Raw genomic sequence first — 20,531 nt, 5'->3', positions numbered from 1 at the left:
GGCCTCTCACCTCTACGTCGAACGGGAGACGCTCCGATCGACACCCTCGCCGGAATTTTTCGAGGGTTTTTTTCCGGCGGGTGTCTCCGACGGCGTTCGAGCAGGTCGCGGGCGTTTCTTTCCGTACAGCGCCCACGCCGCGAGCGCCCCCGCCGCGAGCAGCGCCGCCGACACCCAGTACGCCACCGCGTACCCGTCGACGAGCCCCCGCCGGCCGCCCGTGCCGTCGTACGCCCCCGCGACCGTGACCAGTACGCCGAGGCCGACCGCGCCGCCGACCTGGCGCGAGCTGTTGAGCAGGCCGGACGCCATGCCCGTCTCCTCGGGGGCGACGCCGTCCGTGGCCGCGGTGCCCAGCGGTACGAAACACATGCCGATGCCGACGCTCGCGACCGCCGACGGCAGCAGGACGGAGAGCAGGAAGCCGCCGTCCACGGCCACCGTCGCCGCGAACAGGGCGATGCCGGCGGCTCCGAGCAGACCGCCGGCCAGAAGCAGCGTCCCGGCGCCGAACCGGGCCATCGCACGGGTCGCGATCACGGTCCCGGCGACGACGCCGACGCAGAACGGCAGGAAGGCGGAGCCGGCGGCCGTCGGGCCGTAGTCGAGGACCTGCTGGAGGTAGAGGGAGGTGAAGTAGAACGCGGCGAACTGGCCGGCCGACATCAGCAGCGCGAAGACGTTCGCCGCGAGCACCGGGCCCCGGGTCAGCAGTCCGAGCCGCAGCAGGGGTTGGCGTACGCGGGTCTCGGTCACGGCGAACGCGGCCAGCAGGACTGCCGCGACGGCCAGGGTCCCCGCCGACTGCCACGCCGTCCAGCCGTATGTCTCCGTCCGCACCAGGCCCAGGACGAGGAACGAGGTGCCGGAGGTGACGAGGAGGGCGCCGCCGATGTCGAGGCGCGGGGCGCAGGGGCGTGCGGTGTCGGCCGGGACCGCCGGGCGGGCGAGGGCCAGTGCCGCGGCCACCACCGGCACGTTGACCAGCATCACCGAGCGCCAGCCGGCCCAGTCGGTGAGCAGTCCGCCCGCGAGGACGCCGACCGCCCCGCCCGCCGCGCCCGCGGCGCCCCACAGCCCGAGGGCGCGTGAACGGGCGGGTCCGGCCGCGTAGGTGACGGTGATGAGGGCGAGTGCGACCGGGGCGAGCGCGGCGGCCCCGGCGCCCTGCACGGCCCGCGCGGCGATCAGCTGCCCCGGCGTCTGCGCCAGCCCGCCGGCCAGGCTCGCGGCGCCGAACACGGCGAAGCCGGCCACCAGGATCCGGCGCCGTCCGACGACGTCGGCGAGCCGCCCACCGAGCATGAGCAGCCCACCGAAGGTCAGGGCGTAGGCGTTGACGACCCAGGCCAGCGACTCGGCACCGAAGCCGAGGCCGTGACCGATGTCGGGCAGGGCGACGTTGACGACGGACACGTCGAGAGAGACGAGGAACTGCACGGTGAGCAGCACCAGGAGTAACCAACGGGAGGGATACGCCTGGGAGTTCGCAGGAGGATTCGCCATGCGAGCAGGTTAATATACGCGTACAGAAATTAGCTATACGCGTACGGAAACCGGTCTGGGGCCAGGGCGCAGGAGGGCCCGGACCCGACCGGGTGGAGTCGGGGGCGGGAGAATGCCCGGGTGACAGGTGACGGGCAGAAGCGGGCGGTGGGACGGCCGCCGCGCATCGAGAAGCAGCAGATCGTCGACGTGGCGCGGCGCATCCTCCAGGAGGAGGGCGTCGAGGCGGTCTCGATGCGCCGGGTGGCCAAGGAGGTCGGCGCGACCCCGATGGCGCTCTACCACCATGTGCGCGACAAGGACGAGCTGCTGATGCTCACGCTGGCGGGCATGGCGTCGACCGTGCCGCGCCCCGAGCTGCCCGCGGACCCGCGCGACCGCATCGTCGCCACCGCCGTGCACATGCACTCCGTGCTCAGCGGGATGATCTGGGTCGTCGACGTGCTGAGCAGGGGCGATCTCACCGACAAGGGCGCACTGTGGATGCCGGAGGAGATCATCGACTCGGCCGTCCGCTGCGGCCTGACGCCACGGCAGGCGATCCACGCGTACCGCACGATCTGGTACGTCGTCCACGGCGCCCTGGTCTTCCGGCGCGCCGAGGCCCGTCGTGCCGCCGACCCTGCTCGCAAGCCGTTCTTCCCGTCCCTCGTCACCGCGGAGGACGTCGGCGAACTCCCGCGGCTGGCCGCCCTGTCGGCGCAGTGGGAGGACGTGACGGCCGACTACGACGTGGCCGAGCAGGTGGCGGCGGTGGTGGACGGGCTGCTCGCCCGTGGGGTCACGCCCGCCTGAGCGACTCCCACAGCTCGCTCGCCTCGGGCTCGTCGGCCACCACCCGGTTGGGGTCCGAGGGCGCCGTCACCACCGGCATCGTCACGGTCGTGACGTGCGCGGCCGACAGACCCTTCAGGCTCTGGCCGAGTTCCGTCAGCTCGGCGAGGGAGTCCAGGCCGGTGTCGGTGGTGAGGCTGCCGGTGACGGCGTCGGCGACCCGGTAGAGCCGGGTGGGGCTGGTCAGCAGGTCGGTGGAGGAGATCTGTTCCAGGAGGGCCTTCACCAGGGTCTGCTGGAGGCCTATGCGGCCGAGGTCGCTGCCGTCGCCTATGCCGTGCCGGGTGCGGGCCAGGGCGAGGGCCCGGGTGCCGTCGAGGTGGTGGGTGCCGGCGGCGAGGCGCAGATGGCTGTCCTCGTCGTCGATGTCCTCGGTCGTGGTGACGGTGACTCCGCCGAGGGCGTCGACGAGCTTGGCGAAGCCCGAGAAGTCGACCTCGACGTAATGGTCCATACGGACGTCGGTCATCGACTCGACGGTCTTCACCGCACAGGCCGGTCCGCCCACCGAGTAGGCGGTGTTGAACATGACGCCGTACGCCACCGCCGTCGAACCGCCGGAGGGCAGCGGGCAGGACGGGCGGGTGACGAGGGTGTCGCGCGGGATGCTGACGACGGTGGCGCCGGTGCGGCCGGCGTCGATGTGCACGACCATCGCGGTGTCGGAGCGGGCGCCGGTGCTGTCGCCGCCGCCGAGTTCCTGGTTCTCCGCGCCGCTGCGCGAGTCCGAGCCGAGGACGAGGATGTTGACGGCCTCGGTGGGCAGCGGGGTGGCGGAGGCCGTGCCGGACGGGGACGGGGTGGTCACCGCGCGCGCGGGACGGTTGTCGCCGAGCGCGTTGTCGATGTCGACGCTCGCGATGTTGTCGTTCAGATGCCAGTAGGTCCAGCCGGCCGCGGCGGCGCCCAGCACCAGCGTGCCCGCCAGGGTGAGGCCGACGGCCCTGAGCGCTTTCGACCGCCGGCCCCGCTGTCTGTCCCCGTGCTGCCTTCCCCCGTGCCCGTTCGCGTCGTGTCCCGTCACATGAAGAACGTAAGTCCGAATTATTAGGGGGCTGTCAGGAACGGAACGCCGAGACGAACTTCTTCGGAAATTCTCATACTTCCCGGGCCCTGCTCAGCCCAGTGTCACCACCGGAACCGGATTGCTCCCGCTCCACGACCCGTTGAACCCGAAGCTGACCGAACCGCCGTCGGGAACCGTGCCGTTGTACGAGGCGTTGGAACAGGTGACCGCCGCCCCCGACTGGGTGCAGTTCGCGTTCCAGGCCTGCGTGATCTGCTGCCCCGCACCGAAAGTCCAGCTCACCCTCCACGAGGACAGCGCCGCCCCCGAGCAGCCGATCCGCACCTGCCCGGTGAAGCCGGTGTTCCACTGGCTGGTGACGCTGTACACCGCCGTGCACGCACCCGTGGGCGGCGGGGTCGTGGTGCCGCCGAGCGATTCGACGATCGCGTGGTACGCCGGTTTCGGCGCGTAGTTATCGTCGTACGGCGTCGCCGCGCCCTGCCCCGGGAAGGTGCTGGGGATCCAGGAGTCGGAGTCGGTGAAGCCCCACACCGTGACGCCGGTGCACCGGGTCACCGCCAGGCAGGCGTTCATGACCGCCTTGTAGTCGGCGGCCTGCTGGGTGAGCTTCGCCGTGTCCGACGGGAGCTGCATCCGGATGTCCAGCTCGGTGATCGCCACGTCGACGCCGAGGTCGGCGAAGCGCTGGATGTTCTGCTGGAGGGTGGACGGCACCTGACCGAGGATCAGGTGCGCCTGCAGCCCCACGCCGTCGATCGGGACGCCGCGCTCCTTCAGGGACTTGACCAGGTTGTACAGGGCGGTGGACTTCGCGTTGACGCCCTCGACGTTGTAGTCGTTGATGTAGAGCTTGGCGGCCGGGTCGGCGGCGCGCGCCCAGGTGAGGGCGTTCGCGATGTAGTCGGCGCCGAGGCCGTTGTACCAGAGGGTGGAGCGGTAGGTGCCGTCCTCGTTGAAGGGCTCGTTGACGACGTCCCAGGCGGCGACACGGCCCTTGTAGCGGCCGACCTCGGTGTCGATGTGGTTCTGGAGCAGGGTGGTGAGCTGGGCGGACGTCCAGCTGCCGCCCGTCAGCCAACTCGGGTTCTGGCTGTGCCAGACCAGGGTGTGGCCGCGCACCTCCTGGCCGTGGGCCTCGGCGAAGTTCACGATCTGGTCGGCCTCGGCCCAGTTGAAGGTGCCCTGGGTCGGCTCGACCGAGCCCCACTTCATGGCGTTGCCGGGGGTGAGCCAGCTGAACTCCCGCCCCGCGATGTCGCCGTAGGTCCCGGTGAGCTTGGAGCCGGTGACCGCCGTGCCCATGACCTTGCCCTTGGCGGCGGCGAGGTCGCGCAGGGGTGTGTCGGCGGCGTGGGCGGCGGGGGTGCCGGCGGTGAGGAGGGCGCCGGCGGTGACGGCGCCGGCGCACAGGGCCGCGATGCGGCGCCCGAGAGACGTTCTGGAGGGTCTCATGGGGGGTGCCTCCGAAAGTTTCGGTCGTGCGTCCGATTGACTTCGGAGGAGTGTGGAGGCGTGCCCCAGACCCGTCAATACGTCAGCTTTCGGCCACAGGGACCTCCAGGGCCCGGGCGCTTGGGATCACCCCGCAGACGCGGGGCCCGGAACGACAGCCCTAGGAACCCTCGGCCGGCGGCGCCGCCGTACTCGTGCGGACCACCAGGCTGGTCGCCAGCTCCACGCGGGTAGCCGTCGGCGCCTCCTCCGACCGCCCCAGCTCCAGCACCAGCCGGGCCGCCGCCTCGGCCATCTCGGTCAGCGGCTGCCGTACGGTCGTCAGCGGCGGGCCCATCCAGCGGGCCACGGGCAGGTCGTCGAAGCCGACCACGCTGACGTCCTGCGGGATGCGCAGCCCCAGTTCACGGGCGGCCTCGTAGAAGCCGAGCGCCTGGAGGTCGTTGCCGGCGAACACGGCGGTGGGCCGGTCCGGGCGGGCGAGCAGCTCGCGGCCGAGCCGGTAGCCGGTCTCGTGGTGGAAGTCGCCGGTCATGATCAACCCGGGGTCGACCGGCAGCCCGGCCGTCTCCAGGGCCGCCCGGTAGCCGTCGATCCGGGCCCGGCTGCACATCATCTGCGGGGGCCCGCTGATCGCGCCGATCCGCCGGTGCCCCAGCTCCACCAGGTGCCGGGTGGCGGCGAGCCCGCCCTGCCAGTTGGTGGCCCCGATCGAGGGCACGTCCGCCCCCGGGTCCCCCGCCGGGTCCATCACCACGAACGGGATGGAACGGCTGGTCAGCAGCGCCCGCTGGGACTCGTCGAGCCCGGACAGCACGAGGACGACACCGTGCGGGCGACGGGCGGCGACCTGGTCGGCCCAGGTCCGCCCCGGCGTGAGCCGCCCGGCGCTCTCGCTCAGCACCACGCTCAGCCCCAAGTCCCGCGCCACGTTCTCCACACCCCTGATGACCTCCATCGCCCACGCGCTCTCCAGCTCGTGGAAGACCAGGTCGATCAGGGGCGAACGGGTCGCCTCGGCACGTCGGCGCCGGTAGCCGTGGGCCCGCAGCAGCTCCTCGACGCGGGTGCGCGTCGCCGGGGCGACGTCGGCGCGGCCGTTGAGGACCTTCGAAACAGTCGGCGCCGAGACGCCGGCCTCGCGGGCGATCTCGGCGAGCGTGGCCGTCTGCGCTGTCGATCGCCGTGTCGGCCGGTCTTCCGTCCGCGTTTCAGCGGGCTCCGAGGGTGTCATGGCGGCGATCGTATCCCCGCACGACCTCTTGACGAACCCTTCGCCGGGCCATAGGTTCCCGGAACATTCGGAGTACAGCTCGAAACATTCGTACGGTTGGATTCCCGACTGGTGGCTCACCGACCCTCTGACAGGAGTTTCATGACCACCGCCCCCTGGCGTGACCCCGCCCTGCCCGCCGCCGTCCGCGTCGACGACCTGCTCTCCCGGATGACCCTCGAGGAGAAGACGGCCCAGCTGTACGGCGTGTGGGTGGGCGCCGAGACGGACGGCGACGGAGTCGCCCCGCACCAGCACGACATGACATCCGACTACGCCGACCGTTGGGACGAGCTGATCACCCGGGGACTCGGCCAGCTGACCCGCTCCTTCGGCACCGCCCCCGTGGATCCGGCGCTCGGCGCCCGCGCCCTGGCCCGCGCCCAGCGCCGGATCGCCGAGGCGGGCCGTTTCGGCATCCCCGCGATCGCCCACGAGGAGTGCCTGGCCGGCTTCACCGCCTGGCGGGCCACCGCCTACCCCGTCCCGCTGGCCTGGGGCGCCGCCTTCGACCCGCCGCTGGTGGAGGAGATGGCCCGGCACATCGGCCGCGACCTGCGCGCGGTCGGCGTCCACCAGGGCCTCGCCCCCGTCCTGGATGTCGTCCGCGACCCGCGCTGGGGACGGGTCGAGGAGACGATCGGCGAGGACCCGTACCTGGTCGGCACGATCGGCACGGCCTACGTCCGCGGCCTGGAGTCGGCCGGGGTCGTCGCCACCCTCAAGCACTTCGCCGGGTACGCCTCCTCGGCCGGCGCCCGCAATCTGGCCCCCGTGCGGGCGGGCACCCGCGAGTTCGCCGACGTCACCCTCCCGCCGTTCGAGATGGCGCTGCGCGAGGGCGGGGCGCGCTCGGTCATGGCGGCGTACACGGAACGGGACGGCGTCCCCGCCTCGGCGGACCCGGAGTTGCTGACCGACCTCCTGCGGGAGGAGTGGGGTTTCACGGGCACCGTGGTCGCCGACTACTTCGGCATCGGCTTCCTGCAGACGCTGCACCGGGTGGCGGGCACACCGGCGGAGACGGCGCACCTGGCGCTGGAGGCGGGCATCGACGTCGAGCTGCCGACGGTGAAGTACTACGGCGATGCGCTGGTGGCGGCCGTCCGCGCGGGCCAGGTACCGGAGGAGCTGATCGACCGGGCGGCCCGCCGGGTGCTGGTGCAGAAGTGCGAGCTGGGCCTCCTCGACCAGGACTGGCGGCCGAAGACCCCGGAGCGGATCGACCTCGACTCGGCGGCGAACCGTGCTCTGGCCCGCCGGCTGGCGGAGGAGTCGGTGGTCCTGCTGGACAACCCGGACGGCCTGCTCCCCCTGTCCCCCGACGCCCGTATCGCGGTGGTGGGCCCGCGGGCGGCGGACGCCCTGGCGATGCTCGGCTGCTACTCCTTCCCCTCCCACGTCCTCACCCACCACCCCGAGGTGGAGCTCGGTATCGAGATCCCGACGGTGCTGGAGTCCCTGCGGACGGAACTCCCCGACGCGAAGGTGACGTTCGCCGAGGGCTGCGGGGTCCTGGACCCGGACCCGAGCGGCTTCGAGGAGGCCGTGACGAGGGCCGCGGAGGCGGACGTCTGCGTGGCGGTCCTGGGCGACCGGGCGGGCCTGTTCGGCCGGGGCACCTCGGGCGAGGGCTGCGACGTCACGGACCTCGACCTGCCCGGCGTGCAGGGCGAGTTGCTGGACGCGCTGGTGGCGACGGGCGTCCCGGTGGTCCTGGTCCTCCTCACCGGCCGCCCCTACGCCCTCGGCCGCTGGCACGGCCGGCTGGGCGCGGTCGTCCAGGCCTTCTTCCCGGGGGAGGAGGGCGGCCCGGCAGTCGCGGGTGTGCTGTCGGGCCGCGTCACCCCCTCGGGCCGTCTGCCGGTGAGCGTGCCCCGCGTGCCCGGCGGCCAGCCCTGGACCTACCTCCAGCCGCCCCTGGGCCTGGCCGGAGAGGTCAGCAACCTGGACCCGACCCCGCTGTACCCCTTCGGCCACGGGCGCTCGTACACGACGTTCGCCTGGGAGGACCTCTCCGGCGGGGCCGAGGAGACGGAGATCGGCACGGACGGCACGTACGACGTCTCGCTGACGGTCCGCAACACCGGCGACCGGGCGGGGGCGGAGGTCGTCCAGCTCTACCTCCACGACCCGGTCGCCTCGGTGACCCGCCCGGACATGCGCCTGGTCGGCTACCAGCGCGTCGAGCTGGAACCCGGCGAGTCGACCCGCGTGACCTTCCACTTCCACACCGACCTGTCGGCGTTCACCGACCGGGAGGGGAGGCGGGTGGTCGAGCCGGGGGTGCTGGAGCTGCGGGTGGGGGCGTCCAGTGCGGACGTACGGCACACCAGGCGGCTGAAGCTCACGGGGTCCGTGCGGGAGGCCGGGGCCGGGCGGCGGTTGAGGTGCGAGGTGGAGGTGTCGCCCGCCTGAGGTACGGGGCGGGCGGCGGCCTGCGATCCGGCGGGGTCCGCCGTGGAGTGTGCCGCAGCCGCCCCGCCGCGGTCCTACCCCTCCCCCGCCACGGCCTCGAACCGCCACCGATGCACCGCCCGGCTCACCAACTCTCCGTGAGGATCGGGAAGTTCGGGCACCACGGCGTCGTACTCCGCGTCCCACCAGGTGATCACGAGCACCCGGTCACCCGGCGCCCGGAACGTCTCCCGGCGCAGCGGCTCGGGGTCGAGCCGCTGCGTCCGCGCCCAGGCGAGGAGTTCCGCTCCCCGCCCGTCCGCCGCCCGGGCCTCCCACATCAGCGCGACCGTCATGGCGTGATCCTCAGGGCCTTCACGAGTAGAGGTTGTCCTTGCTGACCTCGTGCACATGGTCGTGGTCGTGTGCCTCGCCGGGGACGTGCGGGTCCGTCACCGGGAGGGAGGAGTCGGCGGAGAGGTCCCAGCTCGACGCGGAACGCCCCCGCGCGACCATCTCCGCGCCCAGAGCGGCGACCATCGCGCCGTTGTCGGTGCAGAGCTTGGGGCGGGGGACACGGAGGCGGATGCCGGCCTTCTCGCAGCGTTCCTGGGCGAGGGCGCGCAGACGGGAGTTGGCGGCGACGCCGCCGCCGATCATCAGGTGGTCGACGCCCTCGTCCCGGCAGGCCCGCACGGCCTTGCGGGTGAGGACGTCCACAACCGCCTCCTGGAAGGAGGCCGCCACATCACGCACCGGCACCTCCTCCCCGGCCGCCCGCTTGGCCTCGATCCAGCGGGCGACCGCCGTCTTCAGACCGGAGAAGGAGAAGTCGTACGCCGGGTCGCGCGAGCCGGTCAGACCGCGCGGGAACGCGATCGCCGCCGGGTCGCCCTCGCGGGCGTAACGGTCGATCACCGGGCCGCCGGGGAAGCCGAGGTTCAGCACGCGGGCGACCTTGTCGAAGGCCTCGCCCGCCGCGTCGTCGATCGTGGCGCCCATGGGACGGACGTCCGAGGTGATGTCCGAGGAGAGCAGCAGGGACGAGTGGCCGCCGCTGACCAGCAGGGCCATCGTCGGCTCCGGCAACGGGCCGTGCTCCAGCTGGTCCACGCAGATGTGCGAGGCGAGGTGGTTCACTCCGTAGAGGGGCTTGCCGAGGGCGTAGGCGTACGCCTTCGCCGCCGAGACGCCGACCAGCAGCGCGCCGGCCAGCCCCGGGCCCGCCGTCACCGCGATGCCGTCCAGGTCCTTCGCGGAGACACCCGCCTCCTTCAGCGCCCGGTCGATGGTCGGGACCATCGCCTCCAGGTGGGCCCTGCTCGCCACCTCCGGCACGACGCCGCCGAAGCGGGCGTGCTCGTCGACGCTGGAGGCGACGGCGTCCGCCAGCAGGGTGGTACCGCGGACGACGCCGACGCCGGTCTCGTCGCAGGAGGTCTCGATGCCGAGGACGAGCGGTTCGTCAGCCATTGATCTCGGTTCCTTGGGTTCCTTGCACTGATGTCGATGACGCGGCGGAGCCGCTGTCGGATGCCGTGGTGAGGCGCATCACCAGGGCGTCCACGTTCCCCGGCTGGTAGTAGCCCCGCCGGAAACCGATGGCCTCGAAGCCGAAGCGCTCGTAGAGCCTCTGGGCGCGGGTGTTGTCGACCCGGCACTCCAGCATGACCTCCGCGCACTCGAAGGCGGTCGCCGCGCGCAGGAGGTCGGTGAGCAGGCGGGAGCCGAGGCCGGTGCCCTGGTGGTCGCGGGCCACCGCGATGGTCTGCACATCGGCCCCCGCGGCGGAGCCGCCGTCGGACGCGGTGCCGGAGGTCGCCAGGCCCGCGTAGCCGACGATCCGCTCGCCGGCCTCGGCCACGACGTAGTGGCGGGTCGCCTCGGGGCCGCGGGAGTGCGCCAGCTCGGACCAGAACATGCCGCGCGACCAGGCGTCCTCGGGAAAGAGGTCCTTCTCGAGCTCGAGGACCTGGTCGATGTCCCACCAGCGCATCTCGCGCAGCACGGGGATGACGGGCTCGGTCACTTGGGGGTGACCACCTTGTAGTTCTTGGGGACCTGGGCGTCCGGCCGGCGCAGGTACAGCGGACGGGGGGCCGGGAGCTCCTCGCCGGCGGCCAGCTTCTCGGCGGCCAGTGAGGCGAGGGCCGCGGCGGACACGTGCTCCGGCTCGTGCGCGTTCGGGAAGGTGTCCGGGTAGAGCAGCGCGCCCGCGCCGACGGCGGGCAGTCCGGCCACCCGCTCGGCGATGTCGGCCGGACGGTCGACGGCGGGGTCCGTCATCCGGGTGCGGGAGTCGGCGTAGCGCGCCCAGTAGACCTCCTTGCGCCGGGCGTCGGTCGCCACGACGAAGGGGCCTTCGAGGTCGGCGGCGTAGGCGAGTCCGTCGAGGGTGCACAGGCCGTGCACGGGGACGCCGAGCGCGAGACCGAAGGTGTCGGCGGTCATCAGACCGACGCGCAGCCCGGTGTACGGGCCGGGGCCGATGCCGACGACGATCCCGGTGACGGCGTCGAGCGCGCGCCCCGCCCCGGCGAGGAGCCGGTCGACGGCCGGCAGCAGCAGCTCACCGTGCCGGCGCGCGTCCACCTGGCTCGACGAGGCGATGACGTCCGTACCGTCGTGCAGGGCGACGGTGACGGCGGGAGTGGCGGTATCCAGAGCGAGCAAGAGCACGCAAACAGCCTACGGCTCCCGGGGGCCCGGTGTCGGACGCCCCGTCACCCGCCCGAAGCGCGGACCCGGCACCGCCATGGCCGTGCCCGGGCGCGCCATGCCCTCGGCCACCGCGGACAGCCCTCTAGACCCGGCCGCCCCGACACGGTCCCCACCCCGCCCGCGACCACCCCGATCAAGCCCGCGCCGGCTGCTAACGTCACCGCGAAGCAGGAAGAAGTACGACAAAGAGGTGGTCGCCGGTGGCAAGCAGCAGCTCGACCTTCGTTGCCGGGCTCACCGCCGCGGCGCTCGCGACGGTCGGGTTCCTCGCCTTCCAGGCGTCCGCGAGCGGGCCCGTCGCGAGCGGCAAACCGCGGGCCGGCGCCTCACCGACCGCGCCGAAGGCACCCCGGGACAAGAAGCGCCCCACCGCACTGCCGAAGGGCACCGGCACGGGTGAGCGGGTCGTGTACTCGGTGGACGACGACCGGGTCTGGCTGGTCAGCGCCACCGACAGGGTGGAGCGGACGTTCAAGGTCACCCCGGGCAGTGTCGACCCGGCGCCCGGTACCTACAACGTCACCTCCCGCTCCAACGCCACCACCGGCAGCGACGGCGTCCCCATCGAGCACGTGGTGCGCTTCGCGACCGTCGGCGGGGTGGTCATCGGCTTCAGCGTGGCCGTGAACGGCTCGGCACCGGTGCGCGATCCGGCGGTGCGCACGGGCGGAATCCGTCAGTCACGCGCGGACGGCGACGCGATGTGGCAGTTCGCGACGATCGGCGAACGGGTCGTCGTGATCCGTTAGCCGTGCCGGCCGGACAGGCCCTGCCCGCGCGGTCCGGCTACGCGGCCTCGCGGTGTTCCCGGGGAGTCCGGTGGTCCTTGCGCTGCTCGGGCTCGCGCGGCGGGCGGGACACGGCGGCCGCGGCCGCGCAGGAGGCCAGCAGATCGTGCATGGACACCCCGGCGAGCGCGAACGGCTTCGGCTGGGCCTTGGGCTCGGTGGCCGGCATGGACGCCTCCTGGGGCCGGGGCGGCCTGGTTAGGTAGACCTAACCAGGAACTGGATACCATGTGACCACGCACAAGACGCCGAACGCAACATCTTGCCGACGTCTTGTCGGAACCTTCATACGAACGTCGGACACGACAAACCCCGGAGCGGCTGCGCACGACGCCCCGGTGTTCCTCCAGGACAGCTCAGAGGGCCCTTCAGGGCCGCTCGGAAGGGCCTGAAGGGCGGCTCACGTGGCCCCTTCCAGGGCGGCCTCACGTAGCCCTCCAGGGCGGCTCAGGCGCCCCCAGGGAAGCCGACGCGGCCTTTCCAGGGTCTCGATCCAGAGCCCCCTTCGGGCAAGCCCAGCGGGCCTCTCCTGCCCGCCCCGGCGTGAGCCGCCCGGCGCCTGGAGACGCCGGGGACCGCCCCCTCAGGCCGCCAGCACGCTCAGGTCGGCCGAAGCCCACCGCTCACCGAGCCCGGTGACCGTCACATGCCGCACCTCGTCCGTCGTGTCCCCGACGGCCCGGTGAATGCGGACCTGGAGCCGCTCCTCGGTGAGCTCCTCGACCTTCCCCTCGCCCCACTCGACGACGACCACCGACTCGGGCAGCGACACGTCGAGGTCGAAGTCCTCCATCTCGTCGAGCCCGCCGGACAGGCGGTACGCGTCGACGTGGACGAGCGGCGGGCCGTCCCCGAGGGAGGGGTGGACGCGGGCCATCACGAACGTCGGGGAGGTGACCGCGCCCCGCACCCCGAGCCCCTCGCCCAGCCCGCGGGTCAGCGTCGTCTTGCCCGCGCCGAGCTCCCCGCTGAGCATCACGAGGTCGCCCGCGCGCAGCAGCTTGGCCAAGCGGCGGCCCAACTCCCGCATCTGTTCGGGGGAGTTGACGATCAGCTCGGTCTCAGCCGGGTTGTGCGGTGCTGCTGGTGCTTCCATAACCACCCACGGTAGCCCCTGCGGGCACGGCACCCGCGCGGGTGAGCAGGTCCGCGAGGCGGTCGGTGACCACTTCCGGGTGCTCCAGCATCACCAGGTGTCCGGCGTCCGGGACGAGGACCAGCTCGGCGTCCGGCAGCAGATCGGCGATCGCCTCGCTGTGCTCGCTGGGTGTGACCAGATCCCCGATGCCGGCCAGCACCAGCACCGGCATGTCCTGGAAACAGGCGAGCGCCTCGGTCTTGTCGTGGTCGGTGAAGGCCGGGTAGAACTCGGCGACCACGTCGATCGGCGTGCCCTCGATCATCCGCTCGGCGAACCGGGCGACGGCCGGGTCGACGTCCCGGGACGCGAACGAGTACCGCTTGATGATCCCGGCGAACAGATCGGCGGTGGCCCGCCGCCCCTTCTCCACCAGCTCGGCCCGCTGCCCCAGCGCCTTCAGCACGCCCGGCAGCACCCGCCGTACGGCGTTGACGCCCGCGACCGGCAGCCCGAAGTTGACCTCGCCGAGGCGCCCCGAGGACGTACCGACGAAGGCGGTGGCGACGACCCGCTCACCGATCAGTTCGGGGTACTGCGCGGCCAGCGCCATCACCGTCATCCCGCCCATGGAGTGCCCGACCAGCACGATCGGCCCCTCCGGCACGGCCGCGTCGATGACGGCCTTCAGATCGCGCCCCAGCTGGTCGATGGTGACCGGCGTGCCGTCCTGGACCTGGCCGGCCCCGCGCGCGGAGCGCCCGTGGCTGCGCTGGTCCCAGTGCACGGTCCGTACGACACCCCGCAGCGCCGCCCGCTGGAAGTGCCAGGAGTCCTGGGTGAGGCAGTAGCCGTGGCTGAAGACGACGGTGACGGGGAGTGGGGCCTTGCGGCCGAAGAGGCGTCGGCGGCGGGGGGCCGAACCGCCCTCGGGTTCCACGTCGTCGACCTCGTAGTACAGCTCGGTGCCGTCGTCGGCGAACGCCTTGCCGGGCGTGCCGCGCAGCGCGCCGTACGGGCCCGCCGAGTCGAGCGCGAGCCGGGCCTTGGCGCGCATGCCGCGGCCCACGGTCATTCGCTCCAGGGCGACTCCGGCCGCGGCGCCCGCGGCGATCACGCCTATCGCGGCGCCGGCGATACCGGTCGCCCGGCGCCAGCCCGCGGTCGCCCCCGTGGCGGAGGCGGCGACGGCCGCCGAGGCGGCACTCGCCACTGCCTCCGCACTGCTCTCGCTCACGTACCGCTCCTCTTCGCCGGATGGATGGGTGCTGCTGTTACCGCTGTTGCTCTCGTACTGCCGTGCTCTGTACTGCCGTGCTCTGTACTGCCGTGCTCTGTACTGCCGTGCTCTGTACTGCCGTGCTCCAGTACTGCTGTGGCGTGTGTCGCCTGAGCCCCTGTGGCGCCGGTGCGGGAGTGCGGGTGCCGTGTCGAACGGCTCGGAGAACCGTCGCCGGGCAGGTGCACGTCCCCGCCCCGGCCCCGGCGTTCAGGCCGTCACCCCTACTCCTGTGCTCCCGTACTCCTGCCCGCGTGCGGGTTACCCGTTTCGTTCCTCGTTCACATAGACGCGCGGAACGCGCGCTCCGATGCGTGTGACGATCTCGTATCCGATGGTGCCCGCGGCCTGCGCCCAGTCCTCGGCGGTGGGCTCGCCCCGGTCGCCGGGTCCGAAGAGCACGGCCTCCGCGCCTTCCCCGGGCTCGTCGCCACCGAGGTCGACGACGAACTGGTCCATCGCGATGCGTCCGGCGACCGTACGCCACTTGCCGCCGACCAGGACCGGGCCGGTCCCGGAGGCGTGCCGGGGGACGCCGTCGGCGTATCCGAGGGGCACCAGGCCGAGGGTGGTCTCGCCGGGGGTCGTGTAGTGGTGGCCGTAGCTCACGCCGTGCCCGCCCGGGACGTGCTTCACCAGGGCCAGCGAGGCCGCCAGCGTCATCACCGGGCGCAGCCCCAGGTCGGCGGAGGAGCCGAGCTCCGGGCTGGGCGAGACGCCGTACATCGCGATGCCCGGGCGGACGAGGTCGAAGTGGGTCTCCGGGAGCGTCAGCGCGGCCGGCGAGTTGGCGATGTGCCGCACCTCGGGGCGTACGCCCTGCCGCTCGGCGTACGTCACCATCTCGCGGAAGCGGGAGAGCTGGGCGGCGATGGAGGGGTGCCCGGGCTCGTCGGCGCAGGCGAAGTGCGACCACAGCCCGGTGATCCTGAGGAGCCCGTCGGCCTCGGCACGCAGCGCCTCGGCGACCAGCTCGGGCCAGTCGCGGGGCTGGCAGCCGTTGCGCCCGAGCCCGGTGTCGGCCTTGAGCTGCACCCGAGCGGCCCGCCCCGCGAGCCGGGCCCCCTCGACGAGCTCCCGCAGCGCCCACATCCCGCTCAGGGACACGTCCAGGTCCGCCTCGACGGCCTCCCGCCAGGGTCCGCCCGGCGTCCACAGCCAGCACATGATCCGGACGTCCGCCGGCAGCCCGGCGCCCGCGCGCAGCGCGAGGGCCTCCTCGGGCGTGGCGGTCCCTATCCAGGTGGCGCCCGCCTCGACGGCGGCCCGGGCACACGGCGCCGCGCCGTGTCCGTACCCGTCGGCCTTCACCACGGCCATGAACGCGGCGTCCGGCGCCTTGGCCCGCAGGGTCCGCACGTTGGCCCGCAGCGCGGCCAGGTCGATCTCGGCGCGGGCGCGCGACGGGTGGGCGGTCGGCTGTGCAGTCTCACTCATCGCGCCCAGTGTCTCAGAGCCCTCGGACACCCCCCGAGCGCCGGGCCAGCGAGGCGGCCCTTCCGGTGTTCGGGGCCGAGGCCCGCGCACAGGGGCACCCCGGGGAGTCCCCCGCACCCCGGGCACCGGCATCTCTCATCCCCGTACGACGTCCCGCCACGCGCCTGCCACAGCCGCCGCCACGTCATGCGCCGCCACCGGCGCCCCCTCGGCGGCGAACCGCCCGGCCAGCCCGTGCAGATACGCCCCCGCGCTCCCCGCGTCCAGCGCCGGCAGTCCCGCCGCCAGCAGCGACCCCACCAGCCCCGACAGCACGTCCCCGCTCCCGGCCGTGGCCAGCCACGACGTCCCGGTGGCGTTCACCCGCACGGCTCCGCCTCCCGGGCCGGCGACCAACGTCGTCGACCCCTTCAGCAGCACCGTCGCCCGGTACCGCTCCGCCAACTCCCGCACCGCCGCCAGCCGTCCCGCCTCGACCTCCTCCCGGGCGACGCCCAACAGCGCGGCCGCCTCCCCGGCGTGAGGGGTCATCAGCGTCGGCGCCGTACGCCCCCGCACCGCCGCGACCTCCGCCAGCCGCAGTCCGTCCGCGTCCACGAGGACCGGCACATCCGCGTCCAGTACCTCCGCCACCGTCCCCGCGTCGTCCCCGGCCCCCGGTCCGACGACCCACGCCTGCACCCGCCCGGCCTGCTTGGGCCCCTGGTCGGACACGAGCGTCTCGGGGAACCGCGCGATGACCGCCTCCCCGGCCGGCCCGACGTACCGCACGGCCCCCGCCCCGCCCCGCAGGGCGCCCGCGACGGCCAGCACGGCGGCCCCCGGATACCGGGCGGACCCGGCCGCGATCCCGACGACCCCCCGCCGGTACTTGTCGCTCTCCGCCCCCGGCACCGGCAACAGCGCGGCCACGTCGGCGTGCTGCAAGGCCTCCAGCTCGGGCTCCTCGGGCAGGTCCAGCCCGATGTCGACCAGCCGCACCACCCCGGCGTACTCGCGCGCGGGGTCGATCAGCAAGCCCGGCTTGTGCGTCCCGAAGGTGACGGTGAGATCGGCCAGCACCGCGGCCCCCCGCACCTCCCCCGTGTCCGCCTCGACCCCGCTCGGCAGGTCGACGGCGACAACGGCGGCACGTGACGCGGCGACAAGGCCGGCGAGCGCGGCCGCGTCCGGCCGCAGTCCGCCCTTGCCGCCGATGCCGACGATGCCGTCGAGCACGAGGTCGGCCCGCCGAACGGCCTCCTCCGCAGCGCCCGGCGCGACCGAACGCCCGCCCGCCCGCAGCAGGGCCGCCAACCCCCCGGCGTGCGTCCGCCCGGGCGCGAGCAGCACGGCCGTCACCCCGGCCCCTCGCCGGGCCAGCCGCGCCCCGGCGTACAGGGCGTCACCACCGTTGTCGCCGCTGCCGACCAGCAGCACGACCCGCCGCCCGTACACCCGCCCCAGCACATCCGCGCAGGCGGCGGCGAGCCCGGCGGCGGCCCGCTGCATGAGCGCTCCCTCCGGGAGCCGCGCCATCAAACGCCGTTCGGCGGCCCTGACCGTGTCCACGCTGTAGGCAGTACGCATACGCCCCAGTCTCACACCGGAGCGCTCGAAGGCGCCTGCGCCTCCCTGCCGAGGAACCGCTGCCGCCGCCCCTACCCCTCCGCGACGACCACCGCCGAGGCCACCCCCGCGTCATGGCTCAACGACACGTGCCAGGACCGTACGCCCAGGTCCGCGGCCCGCGCCGCCACCGTCCCCGTCACCCGCAGCCGGGGCCGCCCGCTGTCCTCGACGTACACCTCGGCGTCGGTCCACAGCAGCCCGGCCGGCGCCCCCAGCGCCTTGGCGAGCGCCTCCTTCGCCGCGAACCGCGCCGCGAGCGAGGCGACACCCCGGCGCTCCCCGCTGGGCAGCAGCAACTCGCTCTCCACGAAGAGCCGTTGGGCCAGCCCCGGCGTGCGCTCCAGCGACGCCGCGAACCGGTCGATCTCGGCCACGTCGATCCCGACCCCGATGATGCTCATGCGAGCACCTTACGGAGCGGGGGTCACTGGAGGCGCAGGGGTGTCGAAGCCGGGGACGGCGAACAAATGTCCAGGAAAAGGACGGTTGACCACCCTCTTGGCAGCCTTCCGCGCGTCTGCCGTAATGCCCCCATGACGCAGGGTATCGACGACCGCGAGCGTGACCACGACCAGGAACGCGACCGTGACCACGACCAGGACCGCGACCGTGACCGTGACCGTCGACGGGACGGCGAGCGCGACCCCGCCCCTCGCACCCGAAAGAGCTGGTTCTTCCTGGCGGTTGTCGGTTGGGCGGAGACCTCGATGGGCTTCCTCCTGGCCATGCTGCCGTTCTGGCTGGCCGGAAGCCTGGAACGCGGCTCCTCACCCTGGCTCGTGGCACTGACGGCACTCTGCTCGCTCATCAGCCTGGTGTACGCCATCGACCTGAGCCGGAACGCCGGCAAGCATCTGACGGCCCGTATGCGGGCCTCTCTGCGTTCCCGGCAACCGCAGGAGGACCGCGGCTACGTCCTCTACCTCCGCCCGTTCGGCGTCGACAACGCGCTGTTCCGGATGGAACCCGCGGGCGGCAGGAACATCCTGAGCTCCCTGGCGAGCCACTTCGCGTACCGGATCTCCCCCTTCGACTACACCTGGGAGGCCCGGCTCGTCCGGCTGTTCGAGCGGTTCGGCTCGGTGCACGCGGTCGGCCGCCCCGACGAGCCCTATCCCCTGCCGGGCGCCCGGCGCTTCTACCTGCCCAGGGCGGGAGAGGGCTGGAAGGAGGAGGTCGCCCAGCACATCCGGCGGGCCCGGCTCGTGGTCCTCGTCGCGGCGGCCGGCCGGGACTCGGCCAGGGCGGCGGGCACGCTGTGGGAGTACACGGAGGCCGTTCGCGTACTGCCTCCGTCCCGCCTGGTGCTGGTGGTCGGCGACGGACGCGAGGCCTACCACCGCTTCCGGTCGGGCGCCGCCGCCTACTTCGCGCAGCGGGAGGCCGAACTGCGGCCGACCGGCAAGACCCTGCCCCCGGCGCCGGTCCTGCCCGACCATCCGCGGCGGAGCCGGCCCCAGAAGCTGAAGGACAGCTTCCCCGTGCGCGGAGTCGTCCGTTTCGATGACGACTGGACGGCGCGGCTCACGCCGTTCGATCCCACCGCGGAGCCGGGCCCGACCCAGCACGCGCGCTGGCGCTCGGCGCTGCGGACCCAGGTCCGGCCGCTGCTGGACGAGGTGGAGCGGTCACTGCCCGGACGGATCGTCCGCCCCCTGACGTTCCGCTGGCACTGGCAGGTCATCGCCCTGCTGCTGGCCGGCCTCGGCCTCCTGGCCCAGCAGTGCGCGGCCAACTGGGACCGCTTTCTCATCTCGGAGCGGATCGCCCTGATCCCGGTCCTGGCGTCCATCGTCCTGCCCGCGATCAGGCTCGGCTCGCTGATGCGCGGCATGGGCCGGGACGCCGTCGAGGTCCTGCTCCCCGACGACGGGGAGGGCGAGCCGAGGGAACCGAACCCCTTCGCCGGACAGCGGACCCTGGCCCGGCTCGTGTGGCGCTGGCCCGGCCCCTTCGGCCTGCGCGTCTGGGTCGCCGAATGGCACCGGGACGAGACCGGCGCCTACGAGGACGCCCTCGACCGCCGCGCACCCTGGCGGCCCCGGCACTGGCGGACGCAATGGATCGGCTCCGAGACCCTGGAGCGGTGGCCCCGGGGCATCAGCATCCGCGCCGACATCCTGCGGGTCGTGGAACGGGAGAGGGCCGTCGGACAGACCCACCGGAGCCTCACCGTGCGGGGTGTGACCCGCCTTCTGGGCGCGGGGACCGTGCTGGCCTTCGTCGTCCTGTGGACCGTCCGGGGACAGCTCACCGGTCCCCTCGTTCCTTACGCGGCGGTCCTCGTCCCCTGGAGCGCGCTCGACGCGCTCGCGGGGGTACGGGACTTCCGGCAGGCGGCCCAGATCCGCCGACGCCCGCGCCCCGCCGACCTCCGACGCCAGCCGACCGTGCTGTACCTGCGCCCGCGTGGCGAGGACCCGCTGCCGCTGTCGGTCTGGCGGTGGCCCCTGGACCACGACATACGGACCGTCTTCCGGGCGACGGGACTGCTGCGGATCGCCTGCGACCCGGGCGAGTCGCCCCCGCCGCCCCGCCTCGCCCGCCTCCCCCTCCCCGAGGACGACTGGCAGGCCCCTCTCGCCGCCGCCCTCCCCCTCGCCCACCTCGTCCTCGTCCCCGCCTGCGGCACCGCCCCCGAGACCCTCCGGCAACTGACCGAGGCCGTCCGCCTGGTCCCCCCGTCCCGCCTGCTCCTCGTCCTGCCCGCGGGCGAGGGCGCGGCCGAGTCCTACGACGCCTTTCGCGCAGCCGCCGCCGAGGTCCTCCCCGGCCTCCCTCTCCCGGCGCTGCCCCCGCCCTCCGTCCCGGACGACCACCTGGAGCCGGCCCTTCGCGGTGTGATCCACTTCGCCGGCGACCAGGGCTCCGCCGTCCTGACCTTCCGCCCGGTGGAAACACCAGAACCCTCCCGCCACGAACAGCTCCTGCGTATCCGCGACGAACTGCTACCGCTCCTGACCCGCCTGTCGCAGGCCTCGGAGCAGCCGGTTCCACCCAGCTGACGCTCCGCCCGCCACCCCGGTTGTCACAGCCGACTGCTAGCCTGCGGCGACTCGTTCACACCAGTCACACGAGTCATATCAGCCACTCACACCACCGCCGCGCGCCCTCGGGGGCCAGCC

18 protein-coding genes are annotated in these 20,531 nt (G+C 73.4%); 4 read left to right on the top strand and 14 right to left on the bottom strand.

The genetic code is table 11. The features are described from left to right. Window positions 1-12: 12 nt before the first annotated feature. Window positions 13-1,506: an MFS transporter gene (locus tag ACPT94_RS11290; RefSeq protein WP_425245738.1), complete on the bottom strand. Its 1,494-nt coding sequence runs from the start codon at window positions 1,504-1,506 to the stop codon at window positions 13-15. A 120-nt stretch (window positions 1,507-1,626) separates the two neighbouring features. Here ACPT94_RS11290 and ACPT94_RS11285 point away from each other — a divergent pair, with 120 nt between their 5' ends. Continuing rightward, a complete protein-coding gene (locus tag ACPT94_RS11285; protein WP_360332228.1) occupies window positions 1,627-2,301 on the top strand; it encodes a TetR/AcrR family transcriptional regulator in 675 nt (224 codons plus the stop codon). Here ACPT94_RS11285 and ACPT94_RS11280 read toward each other — a convergent pair. The 3 genes from ACPT94_RS11280 to ACPT94_RS11270 form a co-directional block, all read right to left on the bottom strand. Then, a complete protein-coding gene (locus tag ACPT94_RS11280) occupies window positions 2,288-3,364 on the bottom strand; it encodes an LCP family protein (protein ID WP_425245737.1) in 1,077 nt (358 codons plus the stop codon). The two genes, ACPT94_RS11285 and ACPT94_RS11280, sit on opposite strands and share 14 nt — an antisense overlap. A 93-nt stretch (window positions 3,365-3,457) precedes the next feature. Next, window positions 3,458-4,822, bottom strand: a complete 1,365-nt coding sequence (locus ACPT94_RS11275; protein ID WP_425245736.1) for a glycoside hydrolase family 10 protein — start codon at window positions 4,820-4,822, stop codon at window positions 3,458-3,460. Window positions 4,823-4,982: 160 nt separating this feature from the next. Next, window positions 4,983-6,056 carry a LacI family DNA-binding transcriptional regulator gene (locus tag ACPT94_RS11270; RefSeq protein ID WP_360332219.1) on the bottom strand — a complete coding sequence of 358 codons (1,074 nt, stop codon included), beginning with the start codon at window positions 6,054-6,056 and terminating at the stop codon, window positions 4,983-4,985. 141 nt (window positions 6,057-6,197) lie between these two features. Between ACPT94_RS11270 and ACPT94_RS11265 the strand changes: the two genes are divergently transcribed. Next, window positions 6,198-8,513, top strand: a complete 2,316-nt coding sequence (locus ACPT94_RS11265) for a beta-xylosidase/alpha-l-arabinosidase (protein WP_360332216.1) — start codon at window positions 6,198-6,200, stop codon at window positions 8,511-8,513. 74 nt (window positions 8,514-8,587) lie between these two features. Here the strand turns inward: ACPT94_RS11265 and ACPT94_RS11260 are convergent, their stop codons facing one another. Genes ACPT94_RS11260 through tsaB form a run of 4 tightly spaced genes read right to left on the bottom strand, consistent with a single transcriptional unit; the run spans window position 8,588 to window position 11,171 of the window. After that, window positions 8,588-8,848 (bottom strand): hypothetical protein, encoded by a 261-nt coding sequence (locus ACPT94_RS11260; protein ID WP_360332213.1) that lies wholly within the window; start codon window positions 8,846-8,848, stop codon window positions 8,588-8,590. A 19-nt stretch (window positions 8,849-8,867) separates the two neighbouring features. Beyond that, on the bottom strand, window positions 8,868-9,965 hold the full coding sequence (tsaD, locus tag ACPT94_RS11255; protein WP_360332211.1) for a tRNA (adenosine(37)-N6)-threonylcarbamoyltransferase complex transferase subunit TsaD: 1,098 nt from the start codon (window positions 9,963-9,965) through the stop codon (window positions 8,868-8,870). Beyond that, entirely contained in the window at window positions 9,958-10,488 is a 531-nt protein-coding gene (rimI, locus tag ACPT94_RS11250; RefSeq protein ID WP_360332674.1) for a ribosomal protein S18-alanine N-acetyltransferase, read from the bottom strand. The genes tsaD and rimI overlap by 8 nt, the downstream gene beginning before the upstream one ends. A 29-nt stretch (window positions 10,489-10,517) precedes the next feature. Further along, window positions 10,518-11,171 (bottom strand): tRNA (adenosine(37)-N6)-threonylcarbamoyltransferase complex dimerization subunit type 1 TsaB, encoded by a 654-nt coding sequence (gene tsaB / locus ACPT94_RS11245; RefSeq protein WP_360332209.1) that lies wholly within the window; start codon window positions 11,169-11,171, stop codon window positions 10,518-10,520. Window positions 11,172-11,413: 242 nt separating this feature from the next. On the opposite strand from tsaB, the gene ACPT94_RS11240 reads away from it, so the two are divergent. Then, on the top strand, window positions 11,414-11,962 hold the full coding sequence (locus tag ACPT94_RS11240; RefSeq protein ID WP_360332206.1) for a hypothetical protein: 549 nt from the start codon (window positions 11,414-11,416) through the stop codon (window positions 11,960-11,962). Window positions 11,963-11,999: 37 nt separating this feature from the next. Here the strand turns inward: ACPT94_RS11240 and ACPT94_RS11235 are convergent, their stop codons facing one another. The 6 genes from ACPT94_RS11235 to ACPT94_RS11210 form a co-directional block, all read right to left on the bottom strand. Next, complete coding sequence (locus tag ACPT94_RS11235) at window positions 12,000-12,170, bottom strand: hypothetical protein (protein WP_360332203.1); 171 nt, start codon at window positions 12,168-12,170, stop codon at window positions 12,000-12,002. A 414-nt stretch (window positions 12,171-12,584) separates the two neighbouring features. After that, window positions 12,585-13,097, bottom strand: coding sequence for a tRNA (adenosine(37)-N6)-threonylcarbamoyltransferase complex ATPase subunit type 1 TsaE (gene tsaE, locus ACPT94_RS11230; RefSeq protein ID WP_360332200.1), 513 nt, complete (start codon window positions 13,095-13,097; stop codon window positions 12,585-12,587). After that, window positions 13,063-14,316, bottom strand: a complete 1,254-nt coding sequence (locus ACPT94_RS11225; RefSeq protein WP_360332198.1) for an alpha/beta fold hydrolase — start codon at window positions 14,314-14,316, stop codon at window positions 13,063-13,065. The genes tsaE and ACPT94_RS11225 overlap by 35 nt, the downstream gene beginning before the upstream one ends. Window positions 14,317-14,619: 303 nt before the next feature. Continuing rightward, a complete protein-coding gene (gene alr / locus ACPT94_RS11220) occupies window positions 14,620-15,795 on the bottom strand; it encodes an alanine racemase (RefSeq protein ID WP_360332195.1) in 1,176 nt (391 codons plus the stop codon). A 135-nt stretch (window positions 15,796-15,930) separates the two neighbouring features. Next, window positions 15,931-17,364 carry an NAD(P)H-hydrate dehydratase gene (locus ACPT94_RS11215; RefSeq protein ID WP_360332192.1) on the bottom strand — a complete coding sequence of 478 codons (1,434 nt, stop codon included), beginning with the start codon at window positions 17,362-17,364 and terminating at the stop codon, window positions 15,931-15,933. Between the two features lie 71 nt (window positions 17,365-17,435). Beyond that, window positions 17,436-17,807 (bottom strand): holo-ACP synthase, encoded by a 372-nt coding sequence (locus ACPT94_RS11210; protein WP_360332190.1) that lies wholly within the window; start codon window positions 17,805-17,807, stop codon window positions 17,436-17,438. A 132-nt stretch (window positions 17,808-17,939) separates the two neighbouring features. Between ACPT94_RS11210 and ACPT94_RS11205 the strand changes: the two genes are divergently transcribed. Then, window positions 17,940-20,411 (top strand): hypothetical protein, encoded by a 2,472-nt coding sequence (locus ACPT94_RS11205; protein ID WP_360332188.1) that lies wholly within the window; start codon window positions 17,940-17,942, stop codon window positions 20,409-20,411. The last annotated feature ends 120 nt before the right edge of the window (window positions 20,412-20,531 follow it).

Origin of the sequence: Streptomyces aurantiaciflavus (genome assembly GCF_049808595.1) — a bacterium.
Taxonomy (GTDB): Bacteria; Actinomycetota; Actinomycetes; order Streptomycetales; family Streptomycetaceae; genus Streptomyces.
Note: the sequence above shows the minus strand (reverse complement) of the source record. Positions and strands in the feature narration are given on the sequence as shown.